Genomic DNA, 23217 nt, shown 5'->3' with positions numbered 1-23217 from the left:
TCTCGTGCTGCGTTCGGAACGGTCAGTCGGTGACGGCCGTGCTCAGGCTGAGCTCGGCGGTGCGGTCCAGGTCGGCGCCGACGGCCGGCAGCTTGGCGCGGATGCAGGCGTCGGCCACATGCGCGGTGCTGAGCGAGGCGAATCGCTGACGCAACGTCTCCTGGTCCATCACGTGCTCCTTCTCGTGCTGCGTTCGGAACGGTCAGTCGGTGACGGCCGTGCTCAGGCTGAGCTCGGCGGTGCGGTCCAGGTCGGCGCCGACGGCCGGCAGCTTGCCGCGGATCCCGGCCACCGCGTCCGCGCCGAGCACCAGGCGCAGCGGCGGCTCGGGCAGCGCCAGGGCGGTGAGCAGCGCGGCGGCGGCCTTCGCCGGGTCGCCGGACTGCTGGCGCCCCCTCAACGTCCATACGCATGAGAGACCAACACTACACATCCCGCCGAGGAGCTGGTCAGGCCGCCAGTGGCGGTTGCCAGTCGGCGTGGCGCAGGATCGCTCGCAGGGTGGCGGCGGAGGGGGCGAGTCGCAGGGCGGTGTTGCGCAGCCGGACGGCGAGTGGGTGCTCCAACTGGGCGCCGAGGCGTCCGGCTTGGCGGGCGGCGCGGGCCACCGCCTGGCTGCGCGGGCGCCGTTCGGCGTCATAGCGCCGCAGGGCGTCCTCGATGGTGCGGGCGCCGGCCACGGCTGCCGTCAGGGTGGCCGCGTCCTCCAGGGCCTGGCAGGCGCCTTGTCCCAGGTTGGGGGTCATGGCGTGCGCGGCGTCGCCGAGCAGTGCGATCCGGTCGACCGTGAAACTCGGCAGGCCGGGGTTGAGTTCATGGATGTCGTGGTGCAGCACGTCCTGCGGGCGGGTGGCGGCGAGCAGCGCGGGGACCGGCTGGTGCCAGTCGCGGAACCGCTCGGCCAGCACCGCGAGCGGATCCGGATAGCGCACCCCCGAAGGGGAGTTGAGCACCGCGTGCCACTCGGCCCGGTCGTCGGGGAAGAGGATGTGCCCGAACTCGGCGCCGTGGCCCCAGGTCAGCTCGAAGTCGGTGCGCACGTCGACCGGCTGCTCGGTGATCGCGCGCAGCACCGTCGAGCCGCTGTACTGCGGGCCGGGGTGGCCGGGGAAGAGCTGGGTGCGGATCCGGCTGCGCACCCCGTCGGCGGCCACCACCAGGTCGGCGGTCAGCGTGGTCGAGCCGAGTCGCACGGCCGGGCGGGCCGGGTCGGAGCGGTCGATCTCGGTCACCTCTTCGCCGATCAGCAACTGCTGCTCGGGCAGGGCGTCGCGCAGGATCCGGTGCAGGGTGGCGCGCGGGATGCCGACGATCGGGGTGCCGAGGGCGCGCTCCAGGGCCGCGCCGTCCATCCGGGCCAGCCAGCGGCCGTCGGGGGTGCGGGTACCGCCGGTGTACTGGCCGCGGGAGGCCGCCCGCACCGCCGCGCCGACGCCCAGCGCCTCCAGGGCGCGGATCCCGTTGGCGGCGAGCGAGATGCCCGCGCCCGCGTCGTCCAGCTGCTCGGCGCGCTCGACGACCGTCACCTGCCAGCCCGCCCGACGCAGTCCGATCGCGGCGGACAGCCCGCCGATGCCGCCGCCGACCACCACCGCAGTGCCGCTGTCCATGCCCAGCTCCTCTCGCCGGTCTTCTACACCTGGCCCCTTCTACATCTGTAGAAGGGGCGTTCCGGACGGAGCGTACAACGCGCCCTCTACAGGTGTAGAAATGGGGGGTGACCACCGAACGCCGCACCCTCCTCGCCGAGGCCGCCATCGACGTCCTCGCCGAGGCCGGGATGCGCGGCCTGACCCACCGCGCCGTGGACCGCGCCGCCGGACTGCCGGCCGGCACCACCTCGGCCTATCTGCGCACCCGCAAGGACCTGCTCACCGCCCTGGTCCGGCAGCTGGTCGCGCTCGACCAGGCCGAGCTGCAGGCGCTCGGCGAGGCCTCGCCTTTGCCCCGCTCGGCGGCCGAACTGGCCGACGGGCTGGCCCGGTTCACCGAGCTGCGGCTGACCGGCGCCGGCCGGCGGCGCTCGCTGGCCCGCTACGCCTGCGCGGTCGAGAGCGTCCACCAGCCAGAGCTGCGCGAGATCCTGATGCCGCGTCAGAACGCGGCCAGGGAGGCGGTGCAGGACTTCCTGCGCGCCCAGGGCGTGCCGGAACCGGCCGTCGAGGAGCGCACCGACACCCTGCTGGCCTGCGTCGACGGGCTGGTCTTCGACCGGCTGCTGGCGGGTGGCACCGTCTCGCCCGCCCAACTGCGCGCTCTGGTCGACACCGCGGTGCGCGGGTCGGCCGACTGATCGGCGCCGGGCCGCTCGGGCCGGCCGACTGATCATCAGAACGGGCCGTTGACCACCAGAACAAGCCGTGCTGATCGGCCCGCTGCCTATACTCCCCGAGTATGGAACTGCGACAGCTTCAGTACTTCGTGGCCGTGGCCGAGGAGCGGAACTTCACCAGGGCGGCGGAGCAGGTGCATGTTGCCCAGCCCGGCGTGAGCGCGCAGATCCGGCGACTGGAACGGGAGTTGGGGCAGGAGCTGTTCGACCGCTCGGGGCGGGCGGTGCGGCTCACCGAGGTGGGGGAAGCCGTCCTGCCGTACGCGCGAGCGGCGCTGGCCGCGGTGGCCGGGGCCCGCCAGGTGGTCGACGAGCTGACCGGCCTGCTCCGCGGCCGGGTCGCGATCGGCATGGTGACCTCGCACAATGTCGACCTGCCCGGCCTGCTGGCCGGTTTCAACCAGGACCACCCGGCGGTCGAGATCACCCTGCGGGAGGGCGACTCCGCCGACCTGCTGGACGGGCTGCACTCGGGCTCCCTCGACCTGGCGATCGTCAGCGTCGGACCGGACGCGCCGGAGGGGCTGGCGCTCCAGGTGATCGACGACCAGCCGCTGGTCGCGGCCGTCAGCCACGGGCACGAGCTCGCCCGGCACACCGTGCTGCCGCTCACCGCGCTGCGCGAGGTGCCGCTGATCAGCCTGCCGAACGGCACCGGCCTGCGGACCCGGCTGATGGAGGGCTGCGCCACGGCCGGGTTCGCGCCGCGGATCGCCTTCGAGGCCAGCGACCCGGTGATGCTCGCCCAGCTGGCCGCCCGGGGGCTCGGCGCCGCCATCCTGCCGGGCGGCTATGCGGCCGCCTTGGCCGACCGGCTGCACAGCATCGCCATCGACCCGCCCGCGCTGCGCGGCCGGCTGGTGCTGGCCTGGCGGGCCGGCCGACCGGGCAGCCCGGCGGGCCGGGCCCTGCTGACCCGCGCCCGGGCCGCCCTGCGTGGCGCCGGCGGAAGGACCGGGCTGCCGCCGAACTGAGTCGCCGCCAAGCGGGTGAACTCGTGGCGTGCTGCCTGGCTGGCGCCCGCTGCGATCGGCATGATCGTCCACAGCAGCGGCATCACTGGTGGAGTGGCCGAGAGGCGAGGCAGCGGCCTGCAGAGCCGTGCACATAGGTTCGAATCCTGTCTCCACCTCGCGATGGCAGTGGGGCCGGTGGCCTGGGAGATCCCCAAGTCACCGGCCCCACCACTGTGTTCACTGGCGCTTGCTCAACTCAGCTTCCACTGCTGGTTGCTGCCGCCGTTGCACGTCCACAGCTCGGCCAGTCCGCCGTCCACCGTGCTGCCGCCCGTGACGTCCAGGCAGAGGCCCGACTGCACGCCGGTGATCGTGCCGTTGGAGTTGAGTCGCCACTGCTGGTTGGTCTGCCCGTTGCAGTTCCAGATCTCCACTTTGGTGCCGGGCGTGGTCTGGTTGTTGTAGGCGTCCAGGCACATGGTGCTGCTACCGCCGTAGACGGTCAGTTGGCCGCTCGGGGTCTGGGTCCACACCTGGTTGCCGCCGCCGTTGCAGTCCCAGATCTGCGGCTGGGTGCCGGGGGTGGTCCAGCCCCAGGGGATGTCCAGGCATTTGCCGGCACCGGTCGCGGAGACCACGCCCGACGGGATCGGCCCCGAACTGCCGCCCGCCACCCGGTACATCACCGTGCCGTGGCCGGGCACGGTGGCGCTGATGGCGCCCGTGGTGCGGCCGGTGGCGCCGCTCCACAGATCGGTGAGGGTGTAACTCGCCGCGCCGGTCTTGCCGATGGCCGGCGCCGAGGTGCTGATGGTGGCCGCCGCGGAGTTCTCGTTGAACAGCGCCACCGCGACGTCACCATTGGCCAGCGGCTTGGCCATCACGTCCAACCCGCCGTTGTTCGCGATCAGTTGGCCCTGCTTGCCGAGCGGATCCTGGTCCACCGCGATCACGGCGCGGTTCGTCAGGATGCCCAGGGTGTCGGCGGAGGCGGTGGTGATGGTGGTTCCGGAGATCAGCGGCGCGGCCATCTCGGCCCACAGGCTGAACTCGGTGCGGTCCTCGGTGGTCGACATGCCGTTGCCCACCTCCAGCATGTCCGGGTCGTTCCAGTGCCCCGGCCCGGCGAAGGCGCCCAGGCCCACATTGGCATGGAAGTTGGCGAGCATGCTGCCGTAGCCGGCGCTGATGTCGCCCGTGGTGCGCCAGGAGTCGCCGACCGGTGCGCCCCAGGTCCAGACCGACTCCTGGCCCCAGTTGCAGAGGCTGAACAGGATCGGCCGGCCGGTCGCCGCCAGCGCGTCCCGCATCGCGGTGTAGCGGGTGGTCGCGCTGACCCCGGTGTTGTTGCAGTTGTCGTACTTCAGGTAGTCGACGCCCCAGGCGGCGAACGAGGCGGCGTCCTCGCGCTCATGGCCGAGGCTGCCCGGATAGCCCGCGCAGGTGGCGGTGCCGCCATCCTCGTAGATGCCCAGCTTCAGGCCCAGGCCGTGCACATAGGCGGCCGTGCCGGCGATGCCGTCCGGGAACTTGGCCGGGTCCGGCACCAGATTGCCGTTGGCGTCGCGGGTCGAGGTCATCCAGCAGTCGTCGATGTTGACGTAGTCGTAGCCGGCGGCCTGCATGCCGTTGCTGTGCATCGCGTCGGCGGTCGACTTGATCAGTGCCTCGGAGACGTTGCAGCCGAACGCGTTCCAATCGTTGAACCCCATTTGCGGGGTGGTGGCCAGGCCGTTGTCCAGCGCCGCGGCCGGGGGAGCGGTGGCGGTGAGCACAACGGCCGGTACGCCCGGCACCAGCAGGGCGAGTACCGCGGCCCTGCCGAGCAGGGCGCGGGTCAGTCGGCGGATCTGCATGAACACTCCCAGGGGGGTGGAGGATCAGCTGAGCCATTCTGTTGGAAGAAGGTTGCTCATGTTCTGTACTGGCGTCAATAACCGCGCGGGGGTCGATCCTTGTGTTGGAATACGTTGATTAGGTTCGATTGCTGGTTCGTTGGCTCGTCAGGTCGCCACCTCGTCAGGAGGTTGGCTCGTTACCTCGTCAGGAGGTCGGCTCGTTACCTCGTCAGGCGGTCAGGCGGTCAGGCGGTCAGGCGGTCAGGCGGTCAGGCGGTCAGCTCGCGCTCCAGCGGTGTGCGGAACCGCGGGGTGACCCGAACCGCGCCGAGCCAGCCGGCCAGTCGCTCCGCCTCGGCGGCCACGGCGGCCTCCCCTTCGGCGCCGATGTCGGTGAGCAGCCGCCAGACCAGCTCGCCGCCCGTGCGCTGCGCCCAGCCGCCCACCACGCGGCCGTTCCACCAGACGGTGGGGCCGTTGTTGCCGCTCCGGTCGAACAGCGCGGGCACCAGCTCCGGGCTCAGGTACCAGTCGCGCTCGCGCCAGCCCAGCACCGTCGGATCCAGCGCGGGCAGCAGCGCCGCCCACGGCTCGACCGGCGGCAGCGCGGCCTCGTCACCGGGCAGCACCAGGCCGGTTGCACCGCCGTCCAACGCCACCTCGACGGCCCCCAGATCAGCCACCGCGGTGCGCACCTCGCCCAACGTCCAGCCCGTCCACCACTTGAGGTCGGCCAGGGTGCCCGGGCCGTAGCCCGCCAGCCAGCGGCCGATCACCGCCGCCTTCGCCTCCCGCACCGGCACGTCCGGCCACGGCGGCACCAGCGCCCACGGATAGCTGCTGCTCAACCAGGAACCGCGCGGCTTGCAGCGCCTCATGTGCCCGTCCGAGGCGAGCAGCCGCAGTAGCCGGCTGCCCACGCTCTGGCGCGCCTCGTAGGGCTTGCCCGGCGACATCAGGATGGTCTCCTTCAGCGCGGGCACATCCACGGACAGCTCGGCGGTGGTCGCCTCCCCGCGCTCGGCCAGCGCCGCCAGCACCGCCCGCTCGGCCTCCGCCAACCGCTGCTCGTCCCAGCCCTCGGCGCCCGTGGCCAGGTGCTTGAGCAGGGTGGCCCGCTCCTTGACCGCGATCGCCCGGGCCGCTGCCGCGCTCACCTGCGGGGCCAGCTCGGCGGTGACGGCGAAGATGGTGCGCCGCATCGAGAGCAGCTTCACCAGGCTGACGTCCTGGTACAGCGCCCGCTCCACCTCGGCCGCCGACGGCTCGGCCAGCCGGGCGTTGGCGGAGAGGAAGACGGTGGCGGCATCGGTGGCGTGCAGCCCGACCAGCGCGTCCGCCACCTGCTCCACCCGGGTGGCGCGGGCGGCCGGGTGCAGCAGGTGGCGGTGCGCCAGCCGGATGCGGCGCTGGTCGTCGGTGAGATGGGTGGCCATGGTGGGGAGGGTAGCCCGACGGTCCGTCAGCGCACCGGAGCTCAGCCTTCGGCGGTCATGGTGAGCGCGGCGGTGTGCAGTCGACCGCCGGTCTGGAACTGCAGGAAGAGCCGCCAGTCACCGGGCTTGGGCAGCTCGGCGTGGAAGGTCAACTCGGGTCCGCCGTGGTCGCCGTTGACCGCGGTCTGCGGGTGCAGATGGGCGAACGCCTGGTCGCCCGTGTGGAAGGCGGTCAGATGGGCGTAGGTCTCCAGGTAGGGCTGCAGGTCGGTGACCGGCTTTCCGTCCTTGCTGATGGTGACGGTCAACTGGTGCTCCATCCCTGCCATCAGGTGACCGCCGGGCGTGCCGGCGGTCACCTGGTAGCCGTCCGGGGTGGTCACGGTGGCCGTCGGCGCGGGCAGCGGGACGGTCTGCTGCTGCCCGCCGGCGGTGGCCGTGCCGCTCAGCACATAGCCCTTGCCCGCACCCGGGCCGCTGCTCGGGGTGAAGGTGGTGAAGAACCGCCAACTGCCCGACTGCAGCGCGCTGACCTGCGCCGTCCAGGTGCCGTCGGCAGTCAGGGTGGGGTGCAGGTGCTGGAAGCCGGTCAGGTCGCCGCGGATCGCGTAGAAGTGCAACTGCTTGGTCTGCTCGGTGGCGAAGGCGGTGACCGGCTTTCCGTCCGGGCCGGTGATCCGGAAGGTGACGGTGCTGTCCTGGCCCGGGGGGAGGGTGCCGGGCAGGCCGGTCAGGTGGTAGCCGTCCAGGGTGTCGGAGAGGCCGTCGGTGTCGGGGCCGGACATGTCCATCCCCGGCATGCTTGAACCGGGCAGGCTCGAACCAGGCGCGCTGGACGGGGAGTTCATCGGCACGGCGTGGCCGGAGGAGCCGCAGGCCGCGAGGGTGAGGGCGAGCGCGGTGGCGGCGGCGGACAGCGTGAGGGTACGACGAAGGTTCATGGGTCAGGTCTTTCGGAACGGAAGCTGAGCAGGACACCGTGCCGGGCGCTCCTGGTGAGGCCCGGAGGGGTCGGCTCAGTTCCGCGCGACGCAGACCTGGAGCAGCAGCTCGCGTCCGCCGCGCGGTGGCCCGCGGCGGGCCGGCAGCCGGCGCCTCGCCGCCCTGCCCGGGCCAAGGGGCAGCGCGATCGGCAGGGCGGGGAGCAGGCTGAGCAGAGGGAGCGGGAGCGGGCTGCTGTTGCGGGCGGGCAGTGCAAGGCAGTTGACGGTGCTGTGCGCCATGCCGGGGGACTGCTGTGCGGAGGGGGTGGGATGGTGCACGGGCGGGGTGACCTGGTGGGCGGCTGGGCCGGCCTGGTGGGCGGCCTGCTGCGCGGTCGGGGTCATCGCCATCACGTGCTGCGCCGGGGCCGGGGCGTCCGAGTGGCAGCCGGTGCCGGCCGCCATGGGTGCGCCGTGCATCAGGAAGAGCCCGAGCAGCAGGGTGGTGAGCAGCAGCAACCGGGCGGCGAACCGCCGGGGGGTGCTGCTGGGACTGGGCACCGCTGCTCCTCATCGCCGACATGACCGGATGGGCGCGGCGAGCCTGCCGCGTCACACCCGAGGACCGGACCGGAGGACCCGAGGACCCGAGGACCCGAGGACCGGACCGGAGGACCGGACCCAAGGATCATATACCCCCCGGGGGGATGTGGGATTCAGAAGGTTTTCAGAGCCATATGGCCATGGTCAGTCAAGTCCGGGCTTGACATGCTGATCCCGCCGGCGCCGGCAAGACAGGAACTGATGGATCGTCAGATCCCTTTTCCCCTCGCCACTTCCCCGGAGGACTCATGTCCGCACACCCCTCGCCAACCCGCACGTCACTCGCCGCGCTCGCCGCGCTGCTCTGCCTCGCGGTCTCCTGGATCCACGTCCAGGACCAGGGAGGCTTCCCCGGCGACAAGACACCCGACTATGTCGGCGTCGGCTACTACCTGCTGGAAGTGGCCGGCGTCATCGCCGCGGTGCTGCTGCCGCTGGCCGGCCGGAAGGTGCCGGCGCTGCCGGTCTGGGTGCTGGCGGCCGGGATCGGCCTCGGGCCGCTGGTCGGCTATGTGCTGTCGCGCGGGCCGGGCCTGCCCGACTACTCGGACGACAAGGGCAACTGGACCGAGCCGCTGGGTCTGCTGAGCCTGGCCGTCGAGGCGGTGCTGATCGTCATCGCGGTCGCGATGCTGCGCACGGCCAGCAACCCGGTCAGAACTGCCGCGCGCACGGCCCGCGTTCCCTTGCCGGAGCGCAGGTAACCGAGCGGGGTGGCCGCGGTCCGCGCGGCCACCCCGCTGGGTGCGCCCGGCTACCCCGCTGGGTGCGTCCGGCTACCCCGCTGGGTGCGTCCGGGCGGCCCGCCGGGGCGGGCGGGCGTCCGGTCAGACTGCCGCCTTCTGGCGGGCCACCTCCCGCACGCGTTCGCCGAGGCGGCGGACCTGGCGGTTGCCGACCTGGGCGGCCAGGCTGGCGCGCAGTTTGTCGAAGTGCTCGTCGCCGCGCGAGGTGGAGAGGGCGGTGTAGTCGTCCAGGAACTCGCCCCAGGTCGCGGTGGCGGCCTCGATGTGCCCGAGCTCCCACTGGCGGGCGGCGAGCACCCCGTTGGCGTGCAGCCGGCCCTGGCGCTCATTGACCGGACGCGTCCGGTTGGACTGCCGCATCGCCTGGATCGAGCCCGGCAGGTCGCCGAGCGCGTAGAGCACGCTGGAGACGTGGAAGTGGTAGGCGGCCCAGTCGTAGCCGCCCACCGCGTCATTGCGGCCGTCCGCCTTGCTCAGTGCCGCCTCGGTCTCCTGCAGCCGGGTGAAGGCGAGTCGCTGGTCCTTCACCAGGGCGGCGCCGTGCGCCTGCTGGCCGCGCAGGAAGGCGGTCAGCCGGGGGCCGGCGGCGGGGGCGCACTCGGCGGCGGCGTCCGCGTACTCCAGGGCGCGCGGGCCGTAGCCGAGGTTGGCCGCCTGCAGGGACATGCCGCGCAGCGTGCGGCAGTAGGTGACGTGGTCCTGGCCGTCCTGGGCCAGTTGCAGGGCCTCGGTGAAGTACTGCTGGCCCAGGCCGTGGGCCCGCTCGTACATCGCCATCCAACCGGTCAGGTAGACCAGGTCGGAGGCGGCGGCGAGCATCGACTTCTTGGTGGCCGGGCTGCCGTCGGCCGACAGCCAGGGCATCACCGTGTTGGCCAGGAACGCCGCGCTCATCGGACGGGCGTGGCCGCCGCCCAACTCGTCCAGGATGGCCGCGATCCGGTCCGTCATGGCGCGCACGGTCTCGACTTCGCTCTCCCCGATCCGGACCGTGCGCCCGGCGCGAACCTCCTGCTGCGCGCCGTCCAGGCGCTGCGCGAGCTCCGTGTAGCCGGGCACCAGCATCGCCGCCGAGTAGAGCCCCGCGGCCAGCATGGTGCGCCGCGACGGGTCCATGTCGTCCCGCACCAGATCGGCCAATCCGCCCAGCCGGTCGTTGTCGCGGGCACCGGCCGGCGCCTTGCCGAAACCGGCTTCCTGCGAGGTCACCGGGCGTCCCAGTCGTCTGGCGAAAGCCTCGGCGATCACCGGTCGAACGACCAGCCTGGGCTTGACGCCTTTGAGCCAGTGCGAGACCGCCGAGTGGTCGTAGGTCAGCTCGAGACCGGTGTCCCGGCCGGTACGGTTGACCGCCCTGGCCAGCTGATCGTTGCCCCAACGGGCCTCCGTCAGCAGGGCTGCGAGCTGTCTGTTCGGTGTGCGGGTCATGGCTCCCCCGTTCTTCGCCCCCGTCAATCGCACCCCCTCGGACGCCCCCGCGTCCAGGGTCGCGTCGTGATTCACGTCATTCACGACTGGGTCAAGCATGGCCCGTTCTCATCGCTGGCGTAACCCGGTTGACTGTGTATCAGTCGTGGGGGGACGGCGGCAGCACGTCTGCTCGGCCGTTCTCCGGATGGTCTAGGAGATGCCGTCATGGAGCGCGAGTACCGTCCTATGCGGGACGAATTCCACGTCACCGTCGGTGTGGAAGCGGTGCGGCGGGCCCGGGAGCGGGTCGTGGCAGCCGCGGAGCACTGGGGGGTGCCGCTCTCCGCGGACGCATTGTCGGATGTCCGGCTGTGCGCCAGCGAGTTGGTGGCCAATGCGCTTGAACACGCGGGCGGCAGCTGCCTGGTGACGGTCGACTGGGTCGCCGACGAGCTGCGGGTGGAAGTGGCCGACGGCTGCCGGCGTCCGCCCGCCGTGCTCGTGGCCGGCGACGAACTGCCGTCGGGGCGTGGCTTAGTGCTGGTCGAGGCACTGGCCGGCAGGTGGGGCTGGCGGATGGTGCCCGGCGGGAAGGTGGTCTACTTCGCCTTCGCCGCCCAGCGGGCGCCCGTCGGGCAGCGGGGCGAGCCGGTGAGCGCCTCGGCGGCTTCCTATCCGCGCTGACTGCTTTCCGCGCTGGCTGTTTAACGTTTTCCGTTTTCCGTCTTGACTGTCCCAGTGGTGTCTGTCCCAGTACTGAACGCTTCTGACGAACGGTCGGTCAGGCGGGCTGCTGCTCCGGTGCCGTGTCCAGCGGCGTCAGCAGGCGGTGCGGCGCGGCCAGCGCCTTGGTGACCGCGTCGGTGCGCGGGTTGGGGCTGGCGTCGGTGGACTGGCGGATGATCACCTCGTCCGGGTGGACCAGCACCCCGCACGGGACGCAGAAGCCGGACGGGCTCAGCCGGTGACCGCAGGCGTCGTGCGTGAAAAGGAACCGCGCGCTGTTTCGGGAGGCGTGCTTCTCGCCCCAGCGGGCCAGCGAGTGCACTGGCAGCCATAGCTCGCGCCCGGCATCGGTCAGGTGGTAGCCGTAGCGCACGGGGGAGTCCTGGTAGGGCTCCTTGTACAGCACGCCCGCCTCGACCAGGGTCCGCAGCCGTGCGGTGAGCACCGCGCGCGGGATGTCCAAGTGGGCGAGGAAGTCGTTGAACCGGCTCACGCCGTAGAAGGCATCGCGGACGATGAGCATGCTCCACCGCTCGCCGACCACCTCCAGGGCACGGGCGAGTGAGCAGTCCTGCTGGGCGTAGTCCGTTCCAAGCGCCATGGCGCCAGTCTACTCGGGGTCGGTTCGTTGAACAGACTCTTGAGTTCAGTCAACGAATTCAGCCCGGATTCAGCCCCGGATTCGGCAAGCCGAGTGGGTTCAATGAACAGACTCATGGTGTACCGTGAGGCGGGTAGTAGGTTCATTCACCAGACCTAGTTGAATCCAGGGGGATCCGTCATGGCCATCCGCGAGCTGACGCCGCCTTCGCGGGCCATCAGCACCACCACCGCACCGACGGCCTCGGCGTCGCCCACGCTGCTGACGGCCTGCTTCGGCACCTTCCTGGTGCTGGTCAACTACACCGTGACCACCACCACGCTGGCGCCCACCGCCGCCTCGCTGCACGCCGGCGCCGCGGCCCAGACCTGGATCCTGACCGCCGCCTCGGTCGGCCTGACCGCACTGCTGCTGATCATGGGCGGGGTGGCCGACGACCATGGGCGCAAGCGGGTCTTCGGGCTCGGCGCACTGGCCCTGGCGGTCAGCTCGGTGCTGGGCGCGGTCGCGCCGGACCCCGCGGTCTTCCTGATCGCCCGGGTGCTCCAGGGCGGTGCCTCGGCGGCGATCCTGGCGCCCAGCCTCGGCCTGATCAGCGAGGCCTTCCCGCCCGGCCCTGCCCGGGTGCGAGCCCTCGGCGGCTGGGGTGCGGCGGTCGGCCTCGGTATCGCCGTCGGCCCGGTCTATGCCGCGTTGCTCGTCGACCACGGCGGCTGGCGCACCGTCTACTGGGTGCTCGGGGCACTGTCCCTGCTGCTGTTGGCGCTCTCCAAGCGCTGCCTGGCCGAGTCGCGCAGCGAACGGCCGCGCCGGCTCGACGTCTTCGGTGCCCTGACCCTCTCGGTGGCCGTGGCGCTGCTCAATGCGGGCCTCGCCCAGGGCCGCAGCGGCTGGGGACAGCCGTCGGTGGCGATCCTGCTCGGCCTCGGGGTGGTGGGGCTGGCCGGCTTCGCGCTGGTGGAAGCCAAGGTCGCGGAGCCGATGCTCGACCTGGCGCTGTTCCGCACCCCCGGCTTCGTCGCCGCCGGTGCCGGCGCGCTCTTCACCGGGCTCTCGCTGGTCGGCCTGATGAGCTGCGTGCCGCTGATCCTGGAGCGCGCACTCGGTCTCACCCCGCTGGCCGCCGGTCTCGTGCTGGCGATCTGGTCCGGGCTCTCCGTGGTCGCCGCCCTGCAGGCCCGCCACCTGGCCACCCGGTTGGCGCCCGCCACCCAGCTGGCGGTCGGCCTGCTCACCTGCGCGGTGGGTGAGGCCGCCCTCTACGGGCTGAGCTCCGGTGACGGCTGGGTGCGCCTGGCGCCCGGGCTGGTGGTGGCCGGGATCGGCAGCGGCGTGCTCAACGCGGGGCTGGCCCGACTCGCCGTCAGCAGCGTTCCGGCGCACCGGGCCGCGATGGGGTCAGGCGTCAACAACACCGCCCGCTACCTGGGTTCGTCACTCGGCATCGCGATCGTCCTCGCCGTGATCAACTCCGTCCGGTCCGCCGGGCACCCCGCCGCCGCGGTCGCCACCGGAGCCGACCGCGCGATCCTGGTGGCCATTCTGATGTGCCTGCTGGGTGCGGCGGTGGCGCTCTGGGCGCGGGCGGCCGGTACCCGGCAGGCGGGCAGCGGGGCTGACGCGGGGGCGTGAGGCGGGGGTGACGCGGGGGCGTGAGGTGGTGGGGGCGGGGCGGGTGGTGGGAGGCGGTCTCCGTCAACTCCCGGTCAGATCATCATCGGTGGCGACCCGCTCGGCCAGCCGCTCGGCACGCTGGCGGGCGGCCTGCGGGGTGCCGAGGCCCAGGCCGAAGGCGATGTCCTGCCAGGTCAGACCGCGACCCCGGGCCATCTGCAGCAGACCGCTCTCCAACTCGTCCAACTCGGCCCGGACCAGCGGCAGCAGAGTGAGCGCGGCCATCATGTCGTTTCGGTCCACCGGCGGTTCGCCCTCCTCCGCGAGCGCCGCCCCGCTGAGCAGGAAGCTCACCAACCGAACCGCCTCATGCGGCCCCAGGACATAGGGGTGCACCTGCCGCCGCCGCTGCTCATCGGTGGCGGCGTGCCGCTCGGCGATCCGGAACAGCGCGGCCGGCGCCCGCTCCGCGCGGCTGCGATCCGGGTCGGGAGCGGCGAACGGGTCGTCAATATCCATGGACGTCATGGGCCTCAGCATCACGGGCGATGTGCATCGTTGTCAACGGATAATGTTGAACGAGATGTTCAATCAGGAGTCGGCCCGGCTGGTCGACTGGTCGCCCAACTCCTTGAAGAGGGTCAGCTGGAGACCGGCCGTCCGGCCCGGCCAGGCGGGAGTCGGACGAGTTCCACGGCGTCGCCACCGGTTCCGCGATCACCTCGGCCCCCGCGACCCGGGCTCGTTCGGTCGGCTCCCGGGCGTTCGGCACCCGGAAGGCCGCCCGGAAGGCCGCCCGGATGTGCCCCGCGACTCGCTGCCCGACCTCGACCTCGTCGATGTGGCGGCGTGCGGCGGGTCGGCGATCTCCAGGGTGGCCTGGTCGGCCTCCAGGATGGTCACCCGCGGGCCCGCTCGCCCGCCCGGCGAGGTGAACGTGGCCTGCTCGGGCAGGCCCAACTGGTCCCGTCCCGGTAGACGGCGAGCGCGGCCTCGTAGTCTGCGGCGGTCACACAAGCCGCAGTTCGCTCACGCCGTGCTGCAAGGCTGATGGGTCGTCGGTCATTCCCGTCCGCTCGCGGAGTCGACCGAGGCAGCCGGCCGGGCTCGGGTCACCGGCTCGCGGGGGGCGAGTTCGTTGCGGGGCGGTGGGTGAGCTTCAGCAGCGACCGGCGGGCGGTGTCCTCGTCGCGGACGTGGCTTCCCTCGCAGGTGGTTGGCACGCAACCGCGCTGGCGCATCGAGTGTTGCTGATGACAGGATGAGCTCCGTGATGACCACCAGAAAGGCTCATGCCGCGTAAGCGTCCCGGCGCGATCCGCGCCGTACGGGAGCGCCAACCGCCGCAGTGGGCGCGTGAGCTGCCCCCCCATCGACCGTCTGTCGCGTGACACGAGTGCCGCGATCCACATGCTGGAGCACGGCGATCACAGCTATGGCTATCACCTCTTTGATCTTCAGCCCGGGCGGACCTCGCAACTCCTCTACGGCTACCGGAAGTTCTTGCGACAGCCCGGTCGGAGGCTGAGGCTGGTCGCCTCGGAGTGCCCAGCCTGTCCGGGGTGCCAGTACGACGATGTCGCGGTGGTCAGGGATGCGCTGCAGGAGATAGTGAGCTTCCTCCCGCTACTGGCCCGCGCCGAGTTGCGACGGCTACTCGCCGGCCTCGATGCGGAGTTCGGCCGCAGGACACTGCACGATCCTGATCCCAGCCACTGGACGGACTGGAGCGGCAATCCGTATCCGTGGTGGCACCGACGGCTGTACATGGGCGGTTGAGGATCACGAGGGCAGCCCACCGGGCGGCGGGCGAACCGCGTAACCCGCCCGGCACCCCCACTGACGAACCGACAGGTCCGGGGGCGCCGACGTCCGTGGCCTGGGGTGCTGCAGGTGGTGCAGGATCCGCGGGATCCGCGGGCAACAGGTCACCGCGCCAGCGAGCGGAAACGGTCGAGCCGGGCCGTCGGTGGTGACAGAGTGGCGGCACGGGCGAGCTCGGCGGCCACGGCGATGACGGTACGCGCCAGGAAGTCCCCGGACTCCGGGAGCAGCCGGTCCACCACGCCCTCGCGCAGCAGCTCCGCCGCGCCGATCCGCTGCTGTTCGGCCAGCCGGGGTGCCTGGTCCGGGGTGCGGTGCAGGATCACCGAGGCACCCTCGGGCGGCAGTGGCGACAGCCAGGCATGCTCGGCCGCCAGCGCGCGGTCGGCCGGCAGCAGCGCCAGCGCCGCGCCGCCCGCGCCCTCGCCGAGCAGCAGGCTCACCACCGGCACCGGGATGCTGCTCAACTCGGCCGTGCAACGTGCGATCTCACCCGCCAGTGCGCCCTCCTCTGCGGTCTGACTGAGCATCGCCCCATGGGTGTCGATCACGGTCAGCAGCGGCAGCCGCAGCTCGGTCGCCAGCCGCATGCCGCGCCGCGCGGTGCGCAGCCCGGCCGGTCCGACCGGCCCGTGCCGCTCGGCCGCTGCCCGATCGTGCCCGACCACCACGCAGGAGACCCCCTCGATCCGGGCCAGTGCCAGGCGCAGCGCGTCATCACGCTCGCCCGCTCCGGTGCCCGAGAGCGGCACCACCGCGTCGGCCCGGGCCAGCAGCTCGGCCAGGCCGGGGCGCCCCGGCTCGCGGGTGATTTCGACGGACTCCCAGACTGGGCAGGGGGCCGGGGGGTCGTAATAATGCCCATTATTAGCGCTGGCCTCGGCGGGCTCACCGATCTCGCTGGCGTCACCGTTCTCGCCAGCCTCGCTGGCCGCTGCTCGGGCCGAATAATGGCCATTATTAATGCTGGCGTCGACTCCTTCAGTCGCCGCTCGGCTCGAATAATGGGCAGTATTAATCGCTGCGTCGACCACCCGGCCGTCCGCGTAATCGGCATTATTAACCGCCTCGCCCACCCGGTCCGCCACCAGCAGCACGTCCAGTGTCGCGACCAGCCGCTCCCGCAACTGCTCAGGGCCGAGCACCGCATCCACCGTGCCGAACCGCTCCAGATGCTCGGCTCGCTGCACGCCGGCCGGGAAGGGCGCGCCGTACAGCGCCGCGTAGACGCGCGGCCCAAGGAACCCGATCAGCGCCCCGGGCTCGGCCGTGGTGAGCTGGCCGAGCGAGCCCCATGACGCCAGCACCCCGCCCGTGGTGGGGTGGCGCAGATGGACCAGATAGGGCAGCCCGGCGGCCTTGTGCGCGGTCACCGCGTTGGTGATCGCGATCATCCGGACGAAGGCCGGGGTGCCCTCCTGCATCCGGGTGCCGCCAGAGGCCGGGAAGCCGAGAAGTGGCAAGCCCTCGGCCGTCGCCCGTTCGATGGCGTGCAGCAGGCGGGCAGCGGTGGCGGTGCCGATCGAGCCGCCCAGGAACGCGAACTCGCTCAGCAGCAGCGCCACCCGGTGGCCGCCGAGCCGCCCCTCACCGGTGAGCGCCGCCTCATCGGCACCGCTGCGCTGCCGGGCTCGCGCCAGGTCGGCGAGGTACTCCGGCCCGGCGTCCGCGTACTGCGGCGGGGTGTCCCAGCTACGGAACGAGCCGGGGTCGAGCAACTGCTCGGCGAAGGCCAGCGCGGCCGGGCGGGGCGGCATCGGGTGCACACTGCCAGGTGTCGTGTTCACACCGCCCAGTGTCGGCAGCGGTCGCGCACGGCCACAACGTCGACCAGGTCACACCGCCGTGGACCAGCGGTGCCGCACTGGTACGGGGTCGCCGTTTCGCGACGGGGTGGACGGTGGTGCCGCACCGGTACGGGGCGGCCGTTTCACCTGGGTCGTAGCCGGCCGTGCCACGCCGGTACGGACCCGCCGATTCACACCGCCATGGACGGCTGTGTCGCACTGGTACGGGGTCGCCGTTTCACGACGGCGTGGACCAGCCGTGCTGCACCGGCACGAACCCGCTGTTCCACGACGGCGTGGACCGGCCGTGCCGCACCGGTTCGGAGCGGCCGCTTCACATCGGTCGCGGAGCCGCTGTTGCAACAGCAGCGCGGACTTGCCGTGTCATGACGGCGCGGATCCGCCGTCGTGCCCGCGCTCCTCAACCCAGTCGCGGTTCTCGGTCATGGTGATCTCCATGACCCGCTCCAGCAGTGCGTCACCGTTCCGCTCGGTGGGCGGGCGGTGCAGGTATCGGGTGATCTCGTGGTGCAGCGTCAGCCAGGCTACTGAGGTGCGGGTCCAGCGTTCGTTGGGCTTGAAGATCTGCCGGAAGCCGGTCAGGAAGAGGGTCAGGGCCGCCATCGAGGCGGTGACCGCGGCGGGGGCGCGGAGCGCGGAGACCAGTACGGTGGCCGAGGTGGTCAGCAGCGCCAGCAGCTCGCTCGACTGGTGGGCGAGCTTGGCCCGGTTGCGGGCTTTGCGGTACCAGGCCAACTGGCGCATCGCCTGGTCCAGCGCGCTGTCCGGCGGCTGGGCGGAGCGGGCGGCCCCCTGCTCGGGCGCCCGCTGCTCCGGCACCCCGGCCCCCTTCGCTGGCACTCCGGCGCCCTGCTCCGGGACCCCGGCGTCCTGCTCCGGGACCCCGGCGTCCTGCTCCGGGACCCCGGCGCCCTGCTCCGGCACCCCGGCCCCCTGCTCCGGGACCCCGGCGCCCTGCTCCGGCACCCCGGCGGGCATCAGAGCACCACCGGGCTGCGGCGTTCCACCAGCACCACGTTGCGCCACTGGCCGTGCAGGCGGCCGATCCGTTCCCGGGTGCCGATCACCCGGAAGCCGGCCCGCTCGTGGAGGGCCAGGCTGGCGGTGTTCTCGGGGAAGATCCCGGACTGCACGGTCCAGATGCCGGCCGCATCGGTCGAGTCGATCAGCGCGGTGAGCAGGGCGTAGCCGACCCCGTGGCCCTGTGCCTTCGGGTGCACGTAGACCGAGTGCTCGACCACCCCCTCGTAGGCGCGCCGCTCGGAGATCCGGGAGACCGCGGCCCACCCCTGGACGCGCTCCTCCTCGTCCACGGCGACCAGCCGGTGCTCGGGCAGCCGACCGCTGTTGAACTTGGCCCAACTCGGCGCCTCGGTCTCGAAGGTGGCGTTTCCCCCGGCGATCCCGAGCCGGTAGATGTCGAGCACCTGCCTGCCGTGGTCGGGCCGCATCGATTCGATCCTCATGCGCTCTGAGGGTAGCGGCGTGGAAAGAGTGTTCGAGCCTCGGGCAGTCGACCGTCCGGACCTGGAGTGCACTGGGCCAGCACGTGGCCTGCGGCATCGGACAGGAACGGCGTCAGCAACTCGCCGAGCGTGCGGCAGGCGTGCAGCAGAACGGCCAGATGGCGGGGCGCAGTTGTCGGATCCGACCAGGGCCGGGTCTGATCCAGGTAGCGGTTCGCCGCCGCCGGCAGCTGCCAGAGCGCGCCGGTGGCACGGCGGAAGTCGTAACGGTCGAGCGCGGCGGCGATCTCGGCCGGGACGGTGGCGCACTCGGGCAGTGCGGCCGAGTCCAACTGGGGTACTCGACCGTCGCATTGACGGTGTACCAAGGTGACCACGCGCTTCACCAGGTTGCCGATCCCGCCCGCCAGATCGGCATTGGCGCGCTCCGCCAGGCGGTTGACCGTGAAGTCGGTGTCACCGACCTTCGCCACGTCGCGCAGTAGCCACCAGCGCACCGCGTCGGTGCCGTAGCCGTCGACCAGTTGGACCGGGTCGACGGTGTTGCCCGCCGATTTGCTGATCTTCCGGCCGTCGACGGTGAGGTAGTCGTGCACCAGGATGTCGGTGGGCAGCGGCAGGCCGGCGGAGAGCAGCAACGCCGGCCAGTAGACCGCGTGGAAGCGCAGCACGCCCTTTCCGCACAGGTGGATCCGCCGCTCGCTGCCGCGCCACCAGCGGTCGAAGTCGGGGGAGTCGAGGCCGAGACTGGTGACGTAGTTGCCGAGCGCGTCCCACCAGACGTAGATCACCTGGGAGTCGTCGCCGGGCACCGGGATCCCCCAACCGTGCGCGCGCTCACGGGAACGCGACACCGAGAAGTCCGGCAGGCCGGCCGCGAGCAGGCCGAGCACCTCGTTCCGGCGCGCGGGCGGGTCGATCCGCAACCGGCCCTCAGTGATCGCAGCCCGCAACTGCCCGGTGTAGCGCGAGAGTCGGAAGAACCAGTTCTTCTCCTCGACGAACTGCGGCTCGGTGCCGTGCTCCGGGCACCGGCCGTCCGCCAACTCCTCGGCCGTGTAGAACTGTTCGCAGCCCACGCAGTACCGGCCGCGGTAGTGCCGTCGATACAGGTCGCCACTGGCCGCGCAGCGGCGCCAGAGCTCCGCGACGCCGACCGGATGGCGCGGATCGCGGCTGGTGCGGATGAAGTCGTCCAGCCGCAACGCCAGCGGCTCCTGAAGTGCCTCGAAGGCAGCGGCATTGCGGTCCACCAGCGTGCGCACCTCGACCCCGGCGGCCGCGGCGGCAAGGACGTTCTTGAGCGAGTTCTCATCCGTACCGCTGAGCAGCCGGACGTCCTCGCCACGGGAACGCCGGTGCCGGGCCAGCACATCGGCCTGCACCAGTTCGAGCGCGAAGCCGAGGTGCGGGCGGGCGTTGACGTACGGGATGGTGGTGGTCAGATAGGTGGTCATGAGCGGTCCTCCGGTCACGGAATCGTGGTGGGCAACCGGGGCCGCGAACACGAAACGAGGCCCCGTGGTGGCGGGGCCTCGAACGGTTCTGCGCGTCCGTGAGTGCTACCCCGCGGGGCGGGGCATCAGCCGACTGGGAGCACGGAACGAGGTCATGGCTCCAGGGTAAACACAACACCCTTGACCACGCAGGTGCTTTACGGGCTCTCGGCCCCGGCGGCGCCGAGCAGGGCCTCGGCAACGGGGGTGCGGTAGTAGAGCACGGTGCGGCCGTCGCGGGCCCGGCGCAGCAGCCCGGCGTGCAGCAGTACCGCCAGATGATCGCCGACCGCCCCCGGAGCCATGCCGAGAGAGCGGGCCAACTGGGTGGTGCCGGCCGGTTCGGCGAGCGCGGACAGCAGCCGGGCCCGGGACCGGCCGAGCAGCTCGGCGAGCGCGTCAGGCGCATGCTCCGCCGGGGACTGCCAGAGGGCGGCGGTGCCCCGGGCCGGATAGATGATCGCTTTCGGCCAGGGCTCGTCGGCATGGGCGGCGATCTGCGGGTGGGTGAAGACCGACGGCACCAGCAGCAGACCCTCACCGGCCAGCGGCACCACCCGAGTTCGGGAGCGGTCCAGGAGTTCGATGCCGTCGTCGCGCCAACGCAGGCGCGAGTGCAGGCCGTCCAGCGCGGCGGCCCAGCCATGGCGTGCGAGGCGGCCGGCGCGGTGCACCACGTCGCGTTCGCAAATCGCCCGCAGCTGCGGCCAATCGGGGGCGAGCAAGGCATGCCAGGCCTGGTCCATGGCCGTGCCCACCCGCCGCACCACCTCCGGGCTCGCCAGCACCCTGGCGGCGACCGGCGAGACCGATGGCTTGGCGGCCAGGCAGTCGGCGATCTCGGCCCGGGCGCTGTCGAGCGGTGTGGCGAGGGTGGCGGCGAGGTCGTCGGCCCAGCTCTGGGCCAGCCCGGCGGTCGGGGGTGGAGCGATGAAGTTGGCGCCGAACGAGGAGTTCTGCAACGCCAAAACGGCATCCAACTCGGTCTGCGCGCGCAGTCGTTGGAAGGCCGGACGGAGTCGGGCGGCCCAGCGGGCGGGGAGCGGGCGGTGCGGGAGGTCGCCGCTCAGGACGTGCAGCAGGGTGCAGAGCTCGAAGGCGGGGGAGAGTGCGAACCGGCTCCGCAGCAGGTCATCGGTACCGACCTCGAATCGCAGCATGACGGGAGTTTACGTCGCTGGACGAATCAATCGCGGGTGGGCGGCGCACCGTTGGAGGCTGCGGACATGACGAGCGCGATGAACGAGACCGCTGGGGTGACGGACGGACCAGGGCCGGGCGGCCGAGCGCCGAGTGGCCGGCCCGCCCCACGGGTCGGCTACCGAGAGGTGCTGGCCAGGCCGGTCTTCCGGTTGCTGTGGTGGACCGGGGCGCTGGGCGTGACCATGGACGCGTTGCGAATCGCCACCTTCGCCGTGCTGGTGTACTCCCGCACCCGGTCACCGCTGCTCGGCGCACTGGCCTTCGGGCTGGGTTTCGCACCGCAGGTGGTCGGCTCGCTGCTGCTCGGTGCGCTGGCCGACCGCGGACGGCCTCGACGCCTGATCACCGCCGGGCAGTTGCTGTGCGCCTGCACCGCCGCGATTCCAGCGCTGGTGCCACTGCCGGTCGGTGCGGCGCTCGCCCTGGTGGCGGTGGTGGCCGCGCTGACGCCGGTGTCCGGGGCGGCCGGCAGTCGCCTGGTCGCGGCCGAACTCACCGACGACGCCTATGTAGTGGGCCGATCGCTGAACACCATGGCGTCGTCCGGTGCCCAACTGCTGGGCCTGGCCTGCGCGGGGGCCGTGGTGGGCGCACTCGGACCGCGTGGTGCGCTGCTGGTGAGCGCCTGCGGCTACCTGCTCGCGGCGCTGGCCGTTCGGCTGCGGCTTCCGGACACCGCGGGCCGGGGCAGTCATGGAGCGGGGGAGCGCGCCGCGCTGGTCCGCAGCAGTTGGTCCGGGGCGCGCGCCCTGCTCGCCGCGCGCCGGACCCGCACCGTGCTGCTCGCCCAGTGGCTCCCGCCGGCCTTCGCCGCCGGAGCGGAGAGCCTGATCGTCCCCTACACCGGCCAGCGGGGGCTGCCGTTCGGTGACGCGGCCCTGTTGCTCGGCACGCTCCCCTTGGGCATGCTGCTCGGTGACCTGGCGGTCGGCCGGCTGCTGCGCCCGGCGACCCGCGAGCGACTGGTCGCGCCCCTGACCGCCCTGTTGGGCCTGCCGCTGGTCGCGTTCGCACTGCGGCCGGGACTGGTGGCCGCCGGGGTCCTGCTGGTGGTGGCGGGCCTCGGATTCGCCTACGGCCTTGGTCTGCAACGGCCCTTCCTGGCCGCGATCCCGACGGAGGGCCGGGGCCAGGCCTTCAGCCTGCTCGCGGCCGGGATGATGACCGTGCAGGGCGTGGGACCGATGGCCTTCGGGGCGGTTGCCCAACTCGGCTCGGCGGCAGGCGCGATGAGCTGTGCGGGCGTCGCCGTGCTGCTGACCGCGTGCTGGCAGGCCCGAGTGATCAATTCCCGTTGTCCGCACGCGGATTGAAGGGGGAGTAGCCCGGCTCGGTCCAGCGCAGCGGCAGGGCGGTGACCGACTCCGCCACGCCTGTCACCGTGAAGTCCACCAGGCGCTGGGCGCCGGTGACTTGGGCGGCGTGGGAAGGATCCCAGTCGGTGCGGGCGGTGCCGGTCAGTTGGAGGGTGGTGCCGGTGTCCCAGTCGATGAACAGCAGGCCGGCGTTCGGGTTCTCGGCGAGGTTGCCGAGGGTGGCGAACATGGCGTTGCCCGAGTAGTCCGGGAAGCGCAGCCGCCCCGGGCCGGACACCTCGACGAAACCGGGGAGGCCGCCGCGGTGCGAGGTGTCCAGGTCGCCCGCGCGGTCCGCGGTGGCGATGAAGAAGGTGTCCGCGGTGTTGATGAAGATCTGCTGGGAGAGGGTCAGTTGAGTGGTGTGGCGGACAGGGCCCGGCTGCTGGGCGACCAGGTCGAAGCCACGGGCCTGGATGTACTTGGGGCAGTTGGAGAAGACCTGGTCGAGTGCCACCCGGAGTCCGTCGCCCGTCGGGGTGGCGTGCCCGTTCATCCGCATCCTGCGGCGCTTGGCCGGCTCCACGGCGATCATTCCGACCTGGGTGGGCCCGCCCAGGACAGCCGCCAACGGGTCCTGCGGGGCCGGGCGGGCCGCGATGGTGACGGCGTCGGGCCCGTCGGGAGGGCCCGGTTCGGTGTGCAGGAAGCCGGGCCGGCCGGCCAGCGCGCTCGCCCAGATCCGTCCGTCCGAATCGGCCGCGCCGACCAGCACCATGGGCTGTGCGGTGAGGAACTCGGCGGCCACGGCCGGGACTCGGCGGTGCTTGGTCGGTCCGGAGTAGCCGGGACGGTCGAACCCGGCCCGGCGGCGGACCAGTTGCTCGCCGCTCTCGACAGGGGCGAGTGGCGGATGCGTGTTCATCGTGTGCCGGGTCCG

Annotated in this window: 23 protein-coding genes, 1 tRNA gene and 1 pseudogene; 8 read left to right on the top strand and 17 right to left on the bottom strand. The window is 72.2% G+C overall.

What is annotated here, in order from left to right; translation table 11 throughout:
• Positions 1–22: 22 nt before the first annotated feature.
• Genes P3T35_RS25195 through P3T35_RS25185 form a run of 3 tightly spaced genes read right to left on the bottom strand, consistent with a single transcriptional unit; the run spans position 23 to position 1610 of the window.
• Positions 23–169: a hypothetical protein gene (locus P3T35_RS25195; RefSeq protein WP_180356711.1), complete on the bottom strand. Its 147-nt coding sequence runs from the start codon at positions 167–169 to the stop codon at positions 23–25.
• Between the two features lie 33 nt (positions 170–202).
• Positions 203–400 (bottom strand): hypothetical protein, encoded by a 198-nt coding sequence (locus P3T35_RS25190; protein ID WP_101383406.1) that lies wholly within the window; start codon positions 398–400, stop codon positions 203–205.
• Positions 401–449: 49 nt separating this feature from the next.
• Positions 450–1610: an FAD-dependent monooxygenase gene (locus P3T35_RS25185; protein ID WP_101383407.1), complete on the bottom strand. Its 1161-nt coding sequence runs from the start codon at positions 1608–1610 to the stop codon at positions 450–452.
• A gap of 107 nt (positions 1611–1717) precedes the next feature.
• Between P3T35_RS25185 and P3T35_RS25180 the strand changes: the two genes are divergently transcribed.
• The 3 genes from P3T35_RS25180 (at position 1718) to P3T35_RS25170 (ending at position 3464) form a co-directional block, all read left to right on the top strand.
• Positions 1718–2293: a TetR/AcrR family transcriptional regulator gene (locus tag P3T35_RS25180; protein ID WP_101383408.1), complete on the top strand. Its 576-nt coding sequence runs from the start codon at positions 1718–1720 to the stop codon at positions 2291–2293.
• A 101-nt stretch (positions 2294–2394) separates the two neighbouring features.
• On the top strand, positions 2395–3306 hold the full coding sequence (locus tag P3T35_RS25175) for a LysR substrate-binding domain-containing protein (RefSeq protein WP_101383409.1): 912 nt from the start codon (positions 2395–2397) through the stop codon (positions 3304–3306).
• 87 nt (positions 3307–3393) lie between these two features.
• Positions 3394–3464, top strand: a tRNA-Cys gene (locus tag P3T35_RS25170).
• Positions 3465–3539: 75 nt separating this feature from the next.
• Here the strand turns inward: P3T35_RS25170 and P3T35_RS25165 are convergent.
• The 4 genes from P3T35_RS25165 to P3T35_RS25150 all read right to left on the bottom strand — a co-directional run bounded on the left by P3T35_RS25165 (position 3540) and on the right by P3T35_RS25150 (position 8046).
• Positions 3540–5144 (bottom strand): alpha-galactosidase, encoded by a 1605-nt coding sequence (locus P3T35_RS25165; RefSeq protein WP_101383410.1) that lies wholly within the window; start codon positions 5142–5144, stop codon positions 3540–3542.
• 251 nt (positions 5145–5395) lie between these two features.
• Positions 5396–6562, bottom strand: a complete 1167-nt coding sequence (locus P3T35_RS25160) for a winged helix DNA-binding domain-containing protein (RefSeq protein WP_101383411.1) — start codon at positions 6560–6562, stop codon at positions 5396–5398.
• Between the two features lie 41 nt (positions 6563–6603).
• Positions 6604–7503, bottom strand: coding sequence for a hypothetical protein (locus P3T35_RS25155; RefSeq protein ID WP_101383412.1), 900 nt, complete (start codon positions 7501–7503; stop codon positions 6604–6606).
• A gap of 75 nt (positions 7504–7578) precedes the next feature.
• Positions 7579–8046, bottom strand: a complete 468-nt coding sequence (locus P3T35_RS25150; RefSeq protein WP_101383413.1) for a hypothetical protein — start codon at positions 8044–8046, stop codon at positions 7579–7581.
• Between the two features lie 290 nt (positions 8047–8336).
• On the opposite strand from P3T35_RS25150, the gene P3T35_RS25145 reads away from it, so the two are divergent.
• Complete coding sequence (locus P3T35_RS25145) at positions 8337–8792, top strand: hypothetical protein (RefSeq protein ID WP_280707798.1); 456 nt, start codon at positions 8337–8339, stop codon at positions 8790–8792.
• A 123-nt stretch (positions 8793–8915) separates the two neighbouring features.
• Here the strand turns inward: P3T35_RS25145 and P3T35_RS25140 are convergent, their stop codons facing one another.
• Positions 8916–10262 (bottom strand): hypothetical protein, encoded by a 1347-nt coding sequence (locus tag P3T35_RS25140; protein ID WP_101383414.1) that lies wholly within the window; start codon positions 10260–10262, stop codon positions 8916–8918.
• 207 nt (positions 10263–10469) lie between these two features.
• Between P3T35_RS25140 and P3T35_RS25135 the strand changes: the two genes are divergently transcribed.
• A complete protein-coding gene (locus tag P3T35_RS25135) occupies positions 10470–10928 on the top strand; it encodes an ATP-binding protein (protein WP_101383415.1) in 459 nt (152 codons plus the stop codon).
• Positions 10929–11025: 97 nt separating this feature from the next.
• On the opposite strand, the gene P3T35_RS25130 is transcribed toward P3T35_RS25135, so the two are convergent.
• A complete protein-coding gene (locus P3T35_RS25130; RefSeq protein ID WP_101383416.1) occupies positions 11026–11571 on the bottom strand; it encodes a helix-turn-helix domain-containing protein in 546 nt (181 codons plus the stop codon).
• Between the two features lie 180 nt (positions 11572–11751).
• On the opposite strand from P3T35_RS25130, the gene P3T35_RS25125 reads away from it, so the two are divergent.
• Complete coding sequence (locus P3T35_RS25125; protein ID WP_101383417.1) at positions 11752–13203, top strand: MFS transporter; 1452 nt, start codon at positions 11752–11754, stop codon at positions 13201–13203.
• 63 nt (positions 13204–13266) lie between these two features.
• On the opposite strand, the gene P3T35_RS25120 is transcribed toward P3T35_RS25125, so the two are convergent.
• Positions 13267–13713, bottom strand: coding sequence for a DNA-binding protein (locus P3T35_RS25120; RefSeq protein ID WP_101383418.1), 447 nt, complete (start codon positions 13711–13713; stop codon positions 13267–13269).
• 63 nt (positions 13714–13776) lie between these two features.
• A pseudogene (locus P3T35_RS25115) lies at positions 13777–14251 on the bottom strand (VOC family protein).
• A gap of 344 nt (positions 14252–14595) precedes the next feature.
• On the opposite strand from P3T35_RS25115, the gene P3T35_RS25110 reads away from it, so the two are divergent.
• Entirely contained in the window at positions 14596–14964 is a 369-nt protein-coding gene (locus tag P3T35_RS25110; protein WP_143676977.1) for a hypothetical protein, read from the top strand.
• A gap of 149 nt (positions 14965–15113) precedes the next feature.
• On the opposite strand, the gene P3T35_RS25105 is transcribed toward P3T35_RS25110, so the two are convergent.
• The 5 genes from P3T35_RS25105 to P3T35_RS25085 form a co-directional block, all read right to left on the bottom strand.
• Positions 15114–16766 (bottom strand): carboxyl transferase domain-containing protein, encoded by a 1653-nt coding sequence (locus P3T35_RS25105; RefSeq protein WP_101385434.1) that lies wholly within the window; start codon positions 16764–16766, stop codon positions 15114–15116.
• Between the two features lie 414 nt (positions 16767–17180).
• Positions 17181–17795, bottom strand: coding sequence for a DUF4231 domain-containing protein (locus tag P3T35_RS25100; RefSeq protein WP_101383420.1), 615 nt, complete (start codon positions 17793–17795; stop codon positions 17181–17183).
• Positions 17795–18283: a GNAT family N-acetyltransferase gene (locus P3T35_RS25095; RefSeq protein ID WP_218976729.1), complete on the bottom strand. Its 489-nt coding sequence runs from the start codon at positions 18281–18283 to the stop codon at positions 17795–17797. Before P3T35_RS25095 ends, P3T35_RS25100 begins: the two co-directional genes overlap by 1 nt.
• Positions 18280–19740, bottom strand: a complete 1461-nt coding sequence (gene metG, locus P3T35_RS25090; protein ID WP_101383422.1) for a methionine--tRNA ligase — start codon at positions 19738–19740, stop codon at positions 18280–18282. The genes P3T35_RS25095 and metG overlap by 4 nt, the downstream gene beginning before the upstream one ends.
• Positions 19741–19937: 197 nt before the next feature.
• Positions 19938–20939 carry a DUF5937 family protein gene (locus tag P3T35_RS25085; protein ID WP_101383423.1) on the bottom strand — a complete coding sequence of 334 codons (1002 nt, stop codon included), beginning with the start codon at positions 20937–20939 and terminating at the stop codon, positions 19938–19940.
• Positions 20940–21017: 78 nt separating this feature from the next.
• Between P3T35_RS25085 and P3T35_RS25080 the strand changes: the two genes are divergently transcribed.
• Positions 21018–22295: an MFS transporter gene (locus P3T35_RS25080; protein WP_101385435.1), complete on the top strand. Its 1278-nt coding sequence runs from the start codon at positions 21018–21020 to the stop codon at positions 22293–22295.
• Here P3T35_RS25080 and P3T35_RS25075 read toward each other — a convergent pair.
• Positions 22267–23202 carry a pyridoxamine 5'-phosphate oxidase family protein gene (locus tag P3T35_RS25075; RefSeq protein WP_101383424.1) on the bottom strand — a complete coding sequence of 312 codons (936 nt, stop codon included), beginning with the start codon at positions 23200–23202 and terminating at the stop codon, positions 22267–22269. The two genes, P3T35_RS25080 and P3T35_RS25075, sit on opposite strands and share 29 nt — an antisense overlap.
• Positions 23203–23217 lie beyond the last annotated feature (15 nt).

Origin of the sequence: Kitasatospora sp. GP30 (assembly GCF_029892145.1) — a bacterium.
Lineage (GTDB): Bacteria > Actinomycetota > Actinomycetes > Streptomycetales > Streptomycetaceae > Kitasatospora > Kitasatospora acidiphila.
The sequence above is the reverse complement of the archived record's forward strand: the minus strand, read 5'-3'. Positions and strand labels throughout refer to the sequence as shown.

Coding starts and splice junctions, on each gene's coding strand:
- P3T35_RS25160 (WP_101383411.1), bottom strand. CDS start 6,562: ATGGCCACCCATCTCACCGACGACCAGCGCCGCATCCGGCTGGCGCAC.
- P3T35_RS25095 (WP_218976729.1), bottom strand. CDS start 18,283: ATGAGGATCGAATCGATGCGGCCCGACCACGGCAGGCAGGTGCTCGAC.
- metG (WP_101383422.1), bottom strand. CDS start 19,740: ATGACCACCTATCTGACCACCACCATCCCGTACGTCAACGCCCGCCCG.
- P3T35_RS25100 (WP_101383420.1), bottom strand. CDS start 17,795: ATGCCCGCCGGGGTGCCGGAGCAGGGCGCCGGGGTCCCGGAGCAGGGG.
- P3T35_RS25195 (WP_180356711.1), bottom strand. CDS start 169: ATGGACCAGGAGACGTTGCGTCAGCGATTCGCCTCGCTCAGCACCGCG.
- P3T35_RS25155 (WP_101383412.1), bottom strand. CDS start 7,503: ATGAACCTTCGTCGTACCCTCACGCTGTCCGCCGCCGCCACCGCGCTC.
- P3T35_RS25085 (WP_101383423.1), bottom strand. CDS start 20,939: ATGCTGCGATTCGAGGTCGGTACCGATGACCTGCTGCGGAGCCGGTTC.
- P3T35_RS25175 (WP_101383409.1), top strand. CDS start 2,395: ATGGAACTGCGACAGCTTCAGTACTTCGTGGCCGTGGCCGAGGAGCGG.
- P3T35_RS25120 (WP_101383418.1), bottom strand. CDS start 13,713: ATGACGTCCATGGATATTGACGACCCGTTCGCCGCTCCCGACCCGGAT.
- P3T35_RS25165 (WP_101383410.1), bottom strand. CDS start 5,144: ATGCAGATCCGCCGACTGACCCGCGCCCTGCTCGGCAGGGCCGCGGTA.
- P3T35_RS25110 (WP_143676977.1), top strand. CDS start 14,596: ATGCTGGAGCACGGCGATCACAGCTATGGCTATCACCTCTTTGATCTT.
- P3T35_RS25080 (WP_101385435.1), top strand. CDS start 21,018: ATGAACGAGACCGCTGGGGTGACGGACGGACCAGGGCCGGGCGGCCGA.
- P3T35_RS25075 (WP_101383424.1), bottom strand. CDS start 23,202: ATGAACACGCATCCGCCACTCGCCCCTGTCGAGAGCGGCGAGCAACTG.
- P3T35_RS25145 (WP_280707798.1), top strand. CDS start 8,337: ATGTCCGCACACCCCTCGCCAACCCGCACGTCACTCGCCGCGCTCGCC.
- P3T35_RS25105 (WP_101385434.1), bottom strand. CDS start 16,766: ATGCCGCCCCGCCCGGCCGCGCTGGCCTTCGCCGAGCAGTTGCTCGAC.
- P3T35_RS25130 (WP_101383416.1), bottom strand. CDS start 11,571: ATGGCGCTTGGAACGGACTACGCCCAGCAGGACTGCTCACTCGCCCGT.
- P3T35_RS25140 (WP_101383414.1), bottom strand. CDS start 10,262: ATGACCCGCACACCGAACAGACAGCTCGCAGCCCTGCTGACGGAGGCC.
- P3T35_RS25125 (WP_101383417.1), top strand. CDS start 11,752: ATGGCCATCCGCGAGCTGACGCCGCCTTCGCGGGCCATCAGCACCACC.
- P3T35_RS25185 (WP_101383407.1), bottom strand. CDS start 1,610: ATGGACAGCGGCACTGCGGTGGTGGTCGGCGGCGGCATCGGCGGGCTG.
- P3T35_RS25135 (WP_101383415.1), top strand. CDS start 10,470: ATGGAGCGCGAGTACCGTCCTATGCGGGACGAATTCCACGTCACCGTC.